Origin of the sequence: Streptomyces sp. NBC_01298 (assembly GCF_035978755.1) — a bacterium.
Lineage (GTDB): Bacteria > Actinomycetota > Actinomycetes > Streptomycetales > Streptomycetaceae > Streptomyces.
The window spans coordinates 8446217-8459374 of the sequence record NZ_CP108414.1 but is presented as its reverse complement, the minus strand read 5'-3'; the positions used below and the strand labels follow the sequence as shown (position 1 = coordinate 8459374).

Below are 13158 nucleotides of genomic sequence, written 5' to 3'. Positions count from 1 at the left end.
GACAACTGCGTTGCGCCACCGCTCTACTCCCCTCTCAGTTCGACTCTTGCCGTCTCCGCAGGATTCCGAGAAGAGGGATCACATGCAGCACGCGCACCAGCCGGCCCACCGCGCCGGCATCCCCGACCCGCTCCGCACCGCGTTCGCGGCCCACGCCGAAGCCCGCCGCCGCGGCATGCCCGTCGCCGAGGTCCTCGGCGAACGCGCCGAGGACACCCTCCGCGAACGCGCCCGCCGCGCCGGAGAGCAGCCCGACCCGGGCTCCCGTACGCCCGGCCGCCGCCGGATACTCGGCGCCGCGGGCGCCGCGGCCCTCGCCGCCGCCCTCCCCGGCAGCCTGCTCACCCCCCGCCGCGCCGCCGCCGCGACCGGCCCCGCCGCCCCGCGCGTCGTGGTCGTCGGCGCGGGGCTCGCGGGACTGCGCTGCGCGCACCGGCTGTGGAACCAGGGCAACCCGGTCGCCACCACGGTGTACGAGGCGGACACCACCCGCATCGGCGGCCGCTGCTGGTCCCTGCGCGGCTACTTCGCCGGCGGCGCGGTCCACGAGCACGGCGGCTCCTTCATCAGCTCCACCGACACCGCGGTCCTCGAACTGGCCCGGAGCCTCGGACTGCAGCGGGAGATCGCCAACGGCGGCGAGCTGCACGCCGGGGACTACGCGGGCTGGGTCAACGGGGCTTCCTACCCCGGGCTCCAGCAGCAGGACGACTGGACCGCCGCCGCGTACGACGCGTTCAGCGCCTCGTACGCGGCCGCCGGTACCGCCCGCTACGACGGCTACACCGCGGAGGCGTACCGGCTGGACCACCTCTCCTGCCTGGACTACCTCGACGAGATCGGCCTCGCCCCCGGCTCCCGGCTCGGCCAGCTGATCCAGGCCCTCCAGCTCCAGTCGGGCGGCGAGCCCGCCGAGGCCTCCGCGCTGGGGATGATCGGCTTCCTCGGGGCCTCGTCGGTCTTCGCCGGCGGGCGCGGCTTCGACGAGAAGTACCACCTCGTCGGCGGCAACGACCAGCTCGTCAGCGGGATGGCCGCCCAGCTCCCGGCGGGCACGGTCCGCCAGGGGTACCGGCTCATCGCCCTGCGCCGGGGCGGCGACGGCTCGTACACCTGCGTCTTCGACCACGGCGGCAGCACGGTCTCGGTGCCGGCCGACCACGTGGTGCTGGCCCTGCCCTTCAGCACCCTGCGCGAGGTAGACCTCTCCGGGGCCGGGCTCTCCGCCCGCAAGCTGACCGCCGTCCGGCAGCAGGGGATGGGCCAGAACGCGAAGATCGTCACCGAGCTCTCGGCCAAGACCTGGCCGCAGCTCGGCTACAACGGCATCAGCAACACCGGCCCGGTCGGCTACCAGACGGCCTGGGACGGCTCGGTCGCGGGCGCGCCCAACGGAACACCCGCGCTGCTGGTCAACTTCCCCGGCGGGAACACCGCCCGCGACGTGCTCACCGGGGCCGGGCACGGCCCGGCGCCCGCCGCCGACGTCGACTGGTTCCTCTCCCAGATCGAGCACGTCCACCCGGGCACCCGAGCCGCGTTCACCGGCCGGGCGTACGAGGACCACTGGTCCCGGGCCCCCTGGCAGCGGGGCGCGTACCACTACTACAAGGTCGGCCAGTACACCTCGATCGCCGGGTGCGAAGGGCTCCAGGAGGGCCGGATCCACTTCGCGGGCGAACACACCGACGTGGAGAACTCCACGCTGAACGCGGCGGTGTCCTCCGGCGAGCGCGTCGCGGCCGAGATCACCTGCCAGATCTGATCCCGCCGAGGTGACCGCGCGCACCGGGCCGGAGCTCCGCGCGGTCACCGCGGCGCGGTCACCACTGCGGAGTCACCGCTGTGGGGTCACCGCTGCGGGGTCACCGCTCAGGAGTCACCGCTGCGGGGTCAGCCGCTCCCACAGGAAGGTGTGGACCAGGGCCTCGTTGAAGGCGGTCTGGCCGTGGTCGGTGGCGCCCGCGTGGCCGCCGCCGAGGTGTTCGTGGAAGAGGACGGGGTGCCCCGACTCCCGCAGCCGGGCTGCCATCTTGCGGGCGTGTCCGGGGTGGACGCGGTCGTCGCGGGTGGAGGTCAGCAGGAGCAGCGGGGGGTACGGGGGCCCGTCCGTCCGGACCTGGTGGTACGGGGAGATCCGCTCCAGGTGGGGCCGGTCCGCCGGACTGTCGGGGTCCCCGTACTCGGCGATCCAGCTCGCTCCGGCGAGCAGCTTGTGGAAGCGGAGCATGTCCAGCAGCGGTACGTGGGCGACGACCGCGCCGAACAGTTCGGGGTCGCGGATGAGCATCGCGCCCATCAGCAGTCCCCCGTTGCTGCCGCCTTCGATGCCGAGCTGGGCGGGGGTGGTGACGTCCCGGGCGATGAGGTCCCGGGCCACGGCGGCGAAGTCCTCGTAGGCCCGGACCCGGTTCGCGCCGAGCGCGGCCTTGTGCCACCGCGGCCCGTACTCGTGGCCGCCCCGGATGCCCGCCACCACGTAGGTTCCGCCGCGCGCGAGCCAGGCACGGCCGGTGACGGCGCTGTAGCCGGGGACCATGGAGACCTCGAAGCCGCCGTAGCCGTAGAGCAGGGTGGGGCCGGGGCCGGAGCGGTCCTCGGGTCCGACGACGAAGTACGGGACCCGCGTGCCGTCCGCGGAGCGGGCGAAGTACTGGCGCACCGTGAGACCGGCGGTGTCGAAGAGGGCCGGGCCCTGCTTGACGGTCTCGTCGGCGCCCGCCGGGGCCGTACCCCGGTACAGGGTGGACGGCTGGAGGTATCCCGAGACGTTCAGGAAGAACTCGTCGCTCACGTCCGGGTCGGTGCCGGTGACGGAGGCCGTGGACAGCGGCGGTACGCCGGACAGCGGGGTGCGGCTCCAGCCGTCGGGGCCCGGCCCGGGGGTCAGGATCTCCAGCCGGGAGGAGACGTCGGCGCTGGTGGTGAGGATCAGGTGGTGGCGGGTCCAGCTCCACCCCGCGAGGGCGGTGTGCTCGTCCGGGGTGAAGAGCACCGCCGCCTCGCGCTCCCCCGCCCGGAAGGCCTCGAAGTCGAAGGCGAGCAGGCTGCCCGCGGCGTGGCCGAGCCACGGCGACTTCGGCGAGACGATCAGCCACTCGCGGTGGACGGAGGCACTGGCGTCGTCGGGGACGTCGATCTTCTGGGGTCCGGCCGCCGGATCCGGGGTTCCGTCCCCGGGGAGGAGGAGCAGTTCCTGCTTCCAGAAGTCGATCTGGCGGTGGACGAAATCTCGTTCGAAACCGGGTGTGTCGTCGTGCCAGCCGGAGGCGGACAGGTCGGTGGACCGGCCCTCGTAGACCGTTTCCGCCTCCGCGAGGGGGGTGCCCCGCCGCCACCGGCGCACCTGGAGGGGGTAGCCGGACGCGGACATCGAACCGGGACCGAAGTCCGTGCCGATCCAGACCCGGTCCCGGTCGATCCAGCCGATCCGGGTCTTGGCCTCGGCGACTTCGAAGCCGCCGGCGACGAACTCCCGCTCCTCCAGGTCGAACTCGCGCACCACACAGGCGTCCGCGCCGTCCCTGGACAGCATGACCAGGGCGTGGCGGTGATCGGGAGCCAGGACCGCGGCGCCCGCCCAGGCCCACTTCTCCCCCTCCGCCTCGGCGAGCGCGTCCAGGTCCAGGACCGGCTCCCAGTCGGGCCGCTCCTCGCGGTACTCCTCCAGCGTGGTGCGCCGCCACAGACCGCGCACGTGATCGGCGTCCTGCCGGAAGTTGTAGAGGTGGCGTCCCCGGCGGCGCGCGTACGGGATCCTGCCGTCGTCGTCCAAGACCTCGCGGATCCCCGACTCCAGCACCTTGAACCCGGGATCCGAGGTCAGCGCGGACACCGTTTCTTCATTGCGTTCCCGCACCCAGGAGAGGGCGGCCTCGCCGGTGACATCTTCCAACCAGAGGTAGGGGTCTTCATCGCTCATCCGCCGATTGTGCAGGATCGAAGGGAGATCGCAGGACCGCCGCGAATCGCCCGTAAATCGGTTGCCCGCGGACCGTCCGCCGCCGACGATGGCCCCTCCTGAGCAGATCCCGTTTCGCTTCCGTACTGCCCGACCTCTCCCCCCTGCGGTCCAGCCCCGACTTCCGGCTGCTGTTCTACCAGGGCACGGTCACCTACTTCGGCTCGTTCATGGCCATGATCGCGCTGCCGCTGCAGATCAAGCACATGACGGACTCGCCGTTCGCGGTCGGTGCGATGGGCCTGGTGGAACTGCTCCCGCTGGTGGTCTTCGGCCTCTACGGCGGCGCCCTCGCCGACGCCGTGGACCGTCGGCGGATGATCCTGCTGACCGAGGCCGGGCTCGGGGTGCTCGCCCTGATCCTGCTGGTGAACTCGGCCCTGCCGACCCCGATGCTCTGGCCGCTGTACGTGGTCGCGGCGTGCGTATCGGCGCTGACCGGCCTGCAGCGGCCGGCCATGGACTCGCTGATGGCGCGGATCGTGCCGCACGACCAGCTGACCGCCGCCGCCGCGCTGAACGGGCTGCGCTACCAGTTCGGCGCCATCGCGGGTCCCGCGGTGGCCGGCCTGGTCGTCGCGTACGCCGGGTACGCGTCCGCGTACGCGGTCACCGTGGCCGGGTTCCTCGTCTCCGTGCTGCTGTGCCTGCGGCTGCGGCCGGCTCCGCCCGCCCGGGACGCCGAGCGGCCCTCGCTGCGGGGGATCGCCGAGGGGGCCCGGTACGCGTGGAGCCGGCCCGTGCTGCTCGGGACGTACGCCGTGGACATGGCGGCGATGCTCTTCGCCTTCCCGAACGCCATCTTCCCCTTCCTCGCCGACGAGCTCGACGCGGTGTGGGCGCTGGGGCTGATGTACGCGGCGGGCGCGGTGGGCTCGCTGGTGCTGGGGCTGACGAGCGGCTGGGCCTCGCGGGTACGCCGGCACGGGCTGCTGGTGGTCTGCGGGGCGGCGGTGTGGGGGCTGGCCATCGCGGCCGCGGGCTGGTCCGGGAACATCTGGCTGGTGCTGGTGTGCCTCGCGGTGGCCGGCGCGGGCGACATGCTGAGCGGGCTGGGGCGCGCCACGATCTGGAACCAGACGATCCCGGAGGAGCTGCGGGGCCGCCTCGCGGGCATCGAGGTGCTCTCGTACACCGTCGGCCCGCAGCTCGGCCAGGCCCGCGCGGGTGCGATGGCCGGCTGGACGGGCACGCGCACGGCCTTCTGGAGCGGCGGACTGGCTTGCGTGGCCTCGGTGGCGCTGCTGGCCGCCGTGTTGCCGAAGCTGATCTCCTACGACGCGGACACGGACGAGGACGCCCTGCGGCGGCGGGCCGCGAAGGAGGAGCCGCAGCCGAGCGGGGCGCCGGCCTGACCCCGCCCCTCACCCCTCGGGGGACTCCTCCCCCGGGGCCGGGCCGCGGCCCGCGAAGGCGGTCGTCAGGGTGAGGGCCAGCAGCAGTCCGCCGGCCGTCGCGGCCAGCGCCGGACCCGGTCCCCACAGGGTCCAGGCCGCGCCGAAGAGCAGGGAGCCCGCGAACCGCGCCAGGGCCTGCGCCGTCTGGAGCACCGCCAGCCCGGTGGTGCGCAGCTCCGGGGGCAGCAGCGGCCCGGCCGCTGCCATCAGCACCCCGTCGGTGGCCGCGTAGAACAGGCCGAGCAGGCCGAGGACCCCGCACACGAGCACCGGCCCGGGCGGCAGCGGGGCCAGGAGCAGCAGGCAGGCGCCGAGCAGGAGCAGGTGCCCGCCGAGGAAGACCCGGCGGCGGCCCAGCCGGTCGGCGAGCCGGCCGATGGGCAGGGCGGCGAGCAGGAACACGGCCGCGGTGGCGACCGGCAGCAGCGGGAACCAGGCGGGCGGCAGTTCCAGGCGCCGCTGGAGCAGGAGGTAGAGGAACGCGTCCCCGACGGTGAACAGGCCGAGCACGGCGGCGGTCAGGCAGAGCCGCCGCAGGCCCGGGATCCGCAGGAGGGTCCGGGCCGAGGGCGGCCCGGCAGCCGGCGCGGGCGCGGGGCTCTCCCGTACGAACAGCGCCAGGAGCAGCACGCCCAGCACCGCGAGGCAGCAGCTCACGGTGAAGACGGCCTCGTACCCGTCCACCGCCACCCACAGCACGCCGAACGCGGCCAGCGGCCCCAGCAGGGCCCCGGCCGTGTCCAGCGCGCGGTGCACGCCGAAGGCGCGGCCCTGCTCCCCCGGCGGGCAGGACAGCGAGATCAGCGCGTCGCGCGGGGCGGTGCGCAGGCCCTTGCCGGTCCGGTCGGCGGCGAGCACCGCCGCCACCGACCAGGGCGTGGTGACCGCGAGCAGGGCCGCCTTGCAGGCGGCGGAGATCGCGTAGCCGGTGCCCGCGACGAGCTTGCGGCGCTGGGTGCGGTCCGAGACCCGTCCGCCCAGGAGGCGCAGCAGGGCGGTGGCGCCCTGGTTCAGTCCGTCCAGGGCGCCGAAGGCGAGCGGGGACATCCCGAGTCCGGCCACCAGGTACAGCGGCAGGACGGCGGTGACCATCTCGGCGGAGACGTCCGTGACCAGGCTGACCATGCCGAGGGCGAGCACCGTGCCGGGGACGGCCCGCAGGGGTCCCTTCGGAGCGGGAAAGTCCGCGGCGATGTCCGCCGCACGGCTGGTCGACAGGTACACGGGTGCCTCCTTTAGAACCAGGTGAGGGTGAGGGGGAAGGTGGTGGTGGCGGTGGTCGGGGTGGTGTCGGTGGCGGTGGCGGTGATCTGGAGGGTTCCGGTGGCCCAGGGTTTGCCGGTGATGCGGCCGGTGGTGGCGTCGAGGGTGAGGCCCCAGGGGAGTGCGGTGGCGGTGTAGCGGACGGGGGGGTTGCCACCTGTGGTGGTGAGCTGGATGGTGCAGTTCTGGTTGAACTTGCAGGCTTGCGGGCCGGGGTTGACCAGCTTCAGGTCACCAGGGGTCGGCGTCGAGGTGGGAGTCGGCGTGGGACTGGGCGTCGGAGTCGGCGTCGGCGTGGGCGTGGGCGTGGGCGTGGGCGTGGGTGTCGGAGTGGGGTTCGTGGCGGCGAACACCTCGCTGATCGGCTGGACGTTGGCGGCGTTCCCGGCGTGCGTCGCCGTGCCGAACAGGTCCTCGAAGGTGCGCAGCAGGTGGTGGTGGTTGAAGGCGGTGGCGTAGGTGCCCGTCTTGACGTTCGCGCCGTAGAAGACCGTGGCGATCTGGTTGGAGCCGAGGTAGTTGTCCTCGTCCCACGTCAGCACCAGCAGGCTGTTGTTGGCCTTCGCCCACTGCGCGTAGGCGTCGATGTTGTTCTTCGTCCAGGTGTCCCCCGTGCCGACCGAGCAGGAGTGCATGTCGTTGCACTGGTTGGGGACGACGAAGGACAGGTTCGGCAGGGCCGCGAAGTTGTTCTGCGGGAACTGTGCCCAGGTCTTCCCGGTGTTGAGCGGTACGTTCTTGAAGGCGAACCACGGGTTGTGCTTCTGGGCGTACTGGCCGTTGGTGCACGCCGTGGAACCCTCGCTCGGCAGGTCCTCGTTGTACGTCGTGAAGGTCTTGCCGGCCGCGATCAGCTCCTGGCCGAGGTTGGGCGCGGTCATCGACTGCGGGGTGTAGCAGCCGTCTCCGGTGATCCCCTGGGTGGCGCCGGAGAAGAGGTTGAAGTAGTTCGGCTGGCTGGGGTGGGTCAGCGCCTTCATTCCGGTCAGGCTCGCGCCGCCGCCCGCGAGCTGGTTGATGTACGGGGCGTTGGCGCTGCCCATGATCTCGCCGTACTGCTTGTTCTCGTACACGACGACGACCACGTGGTCGTACGCCGGCAGCGCGGCCGCGGCCGCTGTGGACGCGGAACCGCTTTCGGCGGCCTGGGAGTTGGCGATGGTGAAGGCGCCCAGCAGGCCCAGGGCGCCGAGGGTGCCGATGCCGGCGACCAGGGCGGACCGGTGGGCCCGGTGTCTCGCGCGTGCGGTCGGACCCGGGCTCGTGCCCGGACTCGTGCTCGCTGTGGTCGGGGGACGGAGGGGCATGGGTGGTTCCTCCTCGTGATCAGTGGTGCGGCTCGGGGTCGGGACCGGTGTCGGGACCCGGGGGTGCGGTCTCACGCCTCGCGGCGGGCCGCGCCCGCGACGGTGATGTTCAGGAACCGGGGCACGGGCAGGGCCCGGTCGCGGAAGTCCTCCGCGACCGCCGCCCGCACCGCGGCCAGCCGGGCCTCGGGCAGCAGAACCAGGACGCTGCGCCCCGGTCGCTGCCCGGGCGGCCAGGCGCTCAGGGCCCCGGCCCGGCGGGCGCACGCGACGGCCCGGGCCAGTTCGGCCGTACGGTCCTGCGTGCCGTCGCCGAGCACGAGCTCCGAGGTCGGCCGCAGGGCCAGCAGCACCAGTCGGGCCCCCGACGCGGCGGGGTCGAAGACCACGTACCGCTGGCGTCGCCGACGGGGCTCCGGCCGGGGCGTGCCGTGGCCGAGCAGCAGGGCCCTGCCCGGGCGGGCGAAGAGGGCGCCCCGGCGCAGGGCGTCGTCGCCGTCCGGCAGCGCCTGCGCCAGCAGCCGGGCGAGCCCCGCCCGGTCCGGGTCCTCGCCCGGCGGTGTGTGGACGTCGGCCACCGCGAGCGCGATCGCACAGGCCGCGGCCTCCTCCGTGGCCAGCCCGGCGGCCGCGGTGAGGGAGCCCTGCACGTGCAGGTCGGTCCCGCCCCTGCCGTACCCGGCCCGGGCCAGCGCGCGCAGCAGGGCGTACGGGCCGGCGGCCCAGGCCGGGGTGGCGGGCTGCGGCCCGGAGAGGGTCAGCGGCAGGTCGCAGCCGTCCGCCGGGTGGGCCAGGGAGCTCAGCCGTACGAGCCCGTCCGTGCGCGGGGCCGCCGCGGCCGCCACCGGCCAGCCGGCCGCGGCGACGAGGCCCGGGGAGCCCAGGTGGAAGGTGTACGGGGCGCTCCAGACCGCGGCCGAGGGCCGGCCGTGCGCGGCCTCCAGGGCGTAGGCGACCAGGCGGAAGAGCGGGTCGGCGGTGGCCCGGCGGGCGAGGTCCCCTCCGGTGGGGGCCTCGGGGCCGGTGGCGGGTTCACCCGTGCCGATGGCGGGCCCGGAGGTGGATTCGGAGGTGGATTCGGAGGTGGTTTCGGAGGTGGTTTCGGCAAGCCCGGTGGCTCGGGCCGGGGCCGGGCCGGTGCGCGCGCCGGGGCCCGTCACGGCTGGTCCTTGCGGGCCAGCATCCGGTAGGCGTTGCCGCCGTCCATGCGCCGGGCCGCGGCGGTGCGCAGCCCGTCGAGCACCGCCGCGGCGGCGAAGCAGGGCAGTGCGGCCACCCGTACGGCTCCGGCGAGGGCGCGCCGGGCGGTGGTGGCCGGGGGCCCCCAGGGCCGGTCCGGGTCCGGGGCCAGCCGGGTCGCGGTCAGGGCCACCGCGCCGAAGAAGTCGTTGCCCTGGTGGGCGGCCCCGTGTTCTTCGGCGAGGACGGTGAAGCCCCGGTCGGCCAGTGCCTCGCGCAGGTTCGCGGAGGGGATCAGGTGCTGGTGCTGCGGCTGGAACCAGGGCAGCCAGGCCGGTCCGAGCAGCCGGGCCATCCGGGAGTCGGGGTCGGGGAGTTCGATGGTGAGGTAGCCGCCGGGGGCGAGGACCGCCGCGGCCGTGTCCAGCTCCGCGAGCGGGTCCCGGGTGTGCTCCAGGTAGTGGTACATGCTGACCACCTCGTACTGGCCGGCGAGTTTCACCGCGAACTCCGGGAACTGGCCCTGGTATCCGGTCTCCACCCAGCCGCGCCGCTCGGCCTCGCGGACCCCGTCGCCCATGTCCAGCCCGTCGAAGCGGGTGTCGGGCCAGACGGCCCGGGCCGCGTTGCAGAAGTGGCCGTGGCCGGTGCCGACGTCGAGCCAGGACACGGGCTCGGTGTGGGGGCGAAGCATCTCGGCCCGGCCGCGGTAGGCGGCGCCGAGCCGGCCGAAGACGGTGGCCGCGCCCTCGCCGCCGCGGCCGTCGTAGAAGTCCCGGTAGTAGAACTCCAGCCCCTCCGGGGACAGTCGGGGGTTCTGGAAGACGTGCCCGCAGGCTCCGCACTGTTCCAGGGTGAACCTGCCCGGCTTGCCCTGGAGCAGGTCGGGCACCCGGACCCGGACGGTGAGCCTCGGGGACCCGCACCAGGGGCAGTCCGGGCGGCGCGGTTCGAGGAACCGGTCGGTCCCGGCGGCCAGTTCGGCCCGGTACGCCTGGGCGGACTCGGTGCGGAGCCCCTCGGCCCGGACGGCGGCCTGCTCCGTCTCCGCGGCGCCGGACCGGCCGTTCGCGGGCAGGTCGGCCTCAGGGCGCGGGGTACGGGCCGTCGCGGCGGCCGTACGCAGGGCCGCGCCGAGGGACCGGACCGGCCGGGCGGCCGTGGCCCGGGCGAGGTCGCCGGGGCGCAGGGGTGTGCCGGGCCGGCCGAGGGCCAGGTAGGGCTGGATCCAGTACAGCCCGGCCGCGGCGGCCCCCCACCGGCCCTGGCGTGCGGCGACCCCGGCCAGCAGGCCCAGCCCGGCGAGCTGCGCGGCGGCGAGCGCCCCGGGCGGCAGTCCCTGGGCCCGCAGTTCGGCCGCCCGCGCCGCACCGCGCCCGGCGGCGAGCGGTCCGCAGCTCAGGGTGGGCGCGATGGCCAGTCCGGTGGCGTCGGCGGCGTACTCCTTCACGCACCGGATCAGCGCCATGAGGTCCGCCGGAGTGGTGTCCGGGCCCGCCGGGTCCACCCCGGCCCGGGCGAGCACCTCCTCGGCGACGAGCACGGCGAAGCCGGCCCCGCGCCCCTCGCCGAGCCGGTCCTGTCGGTAGCCGGCCGGGTCGACCAGGCGCAGCAGGCCGAGCAGCCGCTCGGTGGGCAGGTCCCCGGGCAGCAGGTCCAGTACCCGCAGTCCCTCCCGGTCGGCGTGCGCGCGGGCCGCGAGAAAGGTGGCCGTGTCGGGCTCCACTCCGCCCGCGGTGAGCAGCCGCCACCCGGCGGCGCGCGGTACTCCGGCCTCCGTGGACGCGGCCATGGGCAGCACCGGGACGGCCCGCAGCCGGCGGGCGGCACGCACGGTGCCCGCGCCGAGGGCGGCGAGCAACAGGACGGACGTCCACCGGACGCCGGGCGGGAGCAGGGGCGCGGCACGGCGGATCCGGGCGGGGGCAGGGGGCGGGGTGGGCGTCACAGGAGTTCCTCCAACCGGTCGGCCGCGGCGGCGGCCCCGCCGGCCGCGGCGAATGAGGCCTGGATCCGCCGGGCGCCCCGGCGGTGGCCGGGTTCGTCCAGTACGGCGGTCAGCGCGTCGCGCAGTTCCTCGGCCCTGGTCCTGCCGAACCGCACCCGGACCCCGGCTCCGGCCTCCACCACTTGCCGGGCGACGATCGGCTGGTCGTCGCGGATCGGGGCGACCACCAGGGGCAGGCCGTGCGCGAGGGCCTCGCAGACGGTGTTGTGGCCGGCGTGGCAGACGACCGCGTCCAGGTGTGGGAGCAGCTCCAGCTGCGGGACGCTGTCGCGCAGCAGCACGTTGCCGGGGACCGATCCGACCAGTGGGGCGGGGGCCGCCAGGATCAACTGCACTTCCTTGTCGAGTCGTTCGGCGGCGCCGAGCACCGCCCCGTAGAACCGGCCCCCGGCCTCCTGGTTGAGGGTTCCCAGCGAGACGAGCACCCGTCGCCGCTCCGGATCCAGCTGCTGCCAGGGGAATCCGGGAGCGGGCGGGCGGGCCCCGAAGGCCGGCCCGACGAAGGCGTAGTGCGGCGGGAACTCCCGCTCTCCTCCGACCAGTTCGCGGCTGGAGAAGACCAGGACCAGCCGCTCCGAGAACCGCGGGTCCCACGGCTTGCCCGTCGGCTCGGGGTCGGCCCCGCACTCCGCCAGCAGCCCGGCGATCTGCGCGGCCACCCACTCGCCGACCTTCGGGAAGTCCGCGAAGGGGAGGGTGAGTTCGGCCGAGGTGCTGGCGGAGGTCACCCAGGGAACCCCGAGCGCCCGCGCGGCCACCGGACCTGCCAGGGCCTGCTGATCGGCGACGATCAGGTCCGGCCGGAAGGCGCCGACGGCCCGGACCACGCCGGGGAGCATCCCCCTGGCCAGGGGGACCAGCGCCTCCTCCCAGAGGAACCGCAGTGCCCCGACCCCGCGCAGATCGCGCCAGCGGGCGTGGAGCAGGGCGTAGTCGCCGCCCGCTTCGGCGCCCGACGAGAGGATCCGGGCGTGATCGGGCAGCAGCCGTGACAGTGCCCCCGGCGGACCGGTCCAGGCGACTTCGTGGCCGCGGGCGGCCAGTTCGCCGCCGACCGCCACGGTCGGGTTGACGTGTCCCGCCAGCGGCGGCACCGTGAAGAGCACCCTCATCGGACCAGCGCCCCCGCCCGCGACCGCGACCGTGCGGGTGCCGTCGCTGCCGTCGTCGTCGCCGCCGTCGTCGCTGCCGTCGTCGCCGTCGTCGCCGTGTGCTCCCCCGCCCCCGCCCCCGCCGTGGCCGTCGCCTCGAGGTGGGCGAGTACGGCCGCTCGCAGCGCTCCGCTGCTCTCCTTGAGCACGTCGTGCCCGAGGCCCGGCAGGATCTCGACCGCGGTCACGTGCGGGGCGTGGCGGGCCAGTTCCACTGCTCCCGGGACCAGTTCGGAGTGCTCGCCGCAGACGATCAGGACGGGGCAGCGCAGTCCCGCGTAGTCAGCCGGGGTGAAGGTGCGGCTCGCCGCGACGTCGTCGATCAGGGTCGTGCGGTTGAGCAGGTCGTCGGCGATCGCCGTGAGGTTGGCCGCCTTGCGCAGCCGCAGCGCGAGCAGTTCGGCGGGTACGGCGCTGCCCTCCAAGCCGAGTGCGGCCGCCGACAGGGTGTCCACCATGTTGTCCACCCAGGCCCCGCTGAGCGGGGGTTCGAGCAGGGTGAGCCCGGCGACCAGGTCGGGCCGGGCGAGGGCCGCGTGCAGCGCCAGGGTGCCGCCGTAGCTGTTGCCGACGAGGTGCACCGGGCGGCGCCCGAGGCCGAGCGCGCCGAGCAGGGCGAAGAGGTCCCGTACGGCGGTGCGGCTGTCGTAGCCGGTGGCGGGGCGCTCGGTACGGCCGTGGCCGCGCAGATCGTAGAGGACCACCTCGTGCCCGGCCCGGGCCACCGGGACGGCCAGGGGGCAGTAGAAGGAGGACAGGTTGTCGACGACCAGCCCGTGCAGGAACACCACCACGGGGCGGTCGGCCGCGTCGGGGCCGGCCGCGGGCGCGGTGGCCGGGAGCCGTTGGACGTGGAAGCGGACGTCGCCCGCGGGAACGAAGGCCATGGCGG

General features: G+C 74.9%; 9 protein-coding genes. 2 read left to right on the top strand and 7 right to left on the bottom strand.

Going from position 1 to position 13158, the window contains the following annotated elements; translation table 11 throughout:
* Window positions 1–82: 82 nt before the first annotated feature.
* Entirely contained in the window at window positions 83–1765 is a 1683-nt protein-coding gene (locus OG730_RS38610; RefSeq protein ID WP_327308661.1) for a flavin monoamine oxidase family protein, read from the top strand.
* A 114-nt stretch (window positions 1766–1879) separates the two neighbouring features.
* On the opposite strand, the gene OG730_RS38605 is transcribed toward OG730_RS38610, so the two are convergent.
* Window positions 1880–3922, bottom strand: coding sequence for a prolyl oligopeptidase family serine peptidase (locus OG730_RS38605; protein ID WP_327308660.1), 2043 nt, complete (start codon window positions 3920–3922; stop codon window positions 1880–1882).
* Between the two features lie 98 nt (window positions 3923–4020).
* Between OG730_RS38605 and OG730_RS38600 the strand changes: the two genes are divergently transcribed.
* On the top strand, window positions 4021–5316 hold the full coding sequence (locus OG730_RS38600; RefSeq protein WP_327309584.1) for an MFS transporter: 1296 nt from the start codon (window positions 4021–4023) through the stop codon (window positions 5314–5316).
* A 9-nt stretch (window positions 5317–5325) separates the two neighbouring features.
* Here the strand turns inward: OG730_RS38600 and OG730_RS38595 are convergent, their stop codons facing one another.
* The 6 genes from OG730_RS38595 to OG730_RS38570 all read right to left on the bottom strand — a co-directional run bounded on the left by OG730_RS38595 (window position 5326) and on the right by OG730_RS38570 (window position 13153).
* Window positions 5326–6582 carry an MFS transporter gene (locus tag OG730_RS38595; protein ID WP_327308659.1) on the bottom strand — a complete coding sequence of 419 codons (1257 nt, stop codon included), beginning with the start codon at window positions 6580–6582 and terminating at the stop codon, window positions 5326–5328.
* A gap of 11 nt (window positions 6583–6593) precedes the next feature.
* Window positions 6594–7928, bottom strand: coding sequence for an alkaline phosphatase family protein (locus tag OG730_RS38590; RefSeq protein WP_327308658.1), 1335 nt, complete (start codon window positions 7926–7928; stop codon window positions 6594–6596).
* A 71-nt stretch (window positions 7929–7999) separates the two neighbouring features.
* Window positions 8000–9088 (bottom strand): galactokinase, encoded by a 1089-nt coding sequence (locus OG730_RS38585; protein ID WP_327308657.1) that lies wholly within the window; start codon window positions 9086–9088, stop codon window positions 8000–8002.
* Window positions 9085–11055 (bottom strand): class I SAM-dependent methyltransferase, encoded by a 1971-nt coding sequence (locus OG730_RS38580; protein ID WP_327308656.1) that lies wholly within the window; start codon window positions 11053–11055, stop codon window positions 9085–9087. The genes OG730_RS38585 and OG730_RS38580 overlap by 4 nt, the downstream gene beginning before the upstream one ends.
* Entirely contained in the window at window positions 11052–12227 is a 1176-nt protein-coding gene (locus OG730_RS38575) for a glycosyltransferase (protein ID WP_327308655.1), read from the bottom strand. The genes OG730_RS38580 and OG730_RS38575 overlap by 4 nt, the downstream gene beginning before the upstream one ends.
* Window positions 12224–13153, bottom strand: a complete 930-nt coding sequence (locus OG730_RS38570; protein WP_327308654.1) for an alpha/beta fold hydrolase — start codon at window positions 13151–13153, stop codon at window positions 12224–12226. The genes OG730_RS38575 and OG730_RS38570 overlap by 4 nt, the downstream gene beginning before the upstream one ends.
* Window positions 13154–13158: the final 5 nt, after the last annotated feature.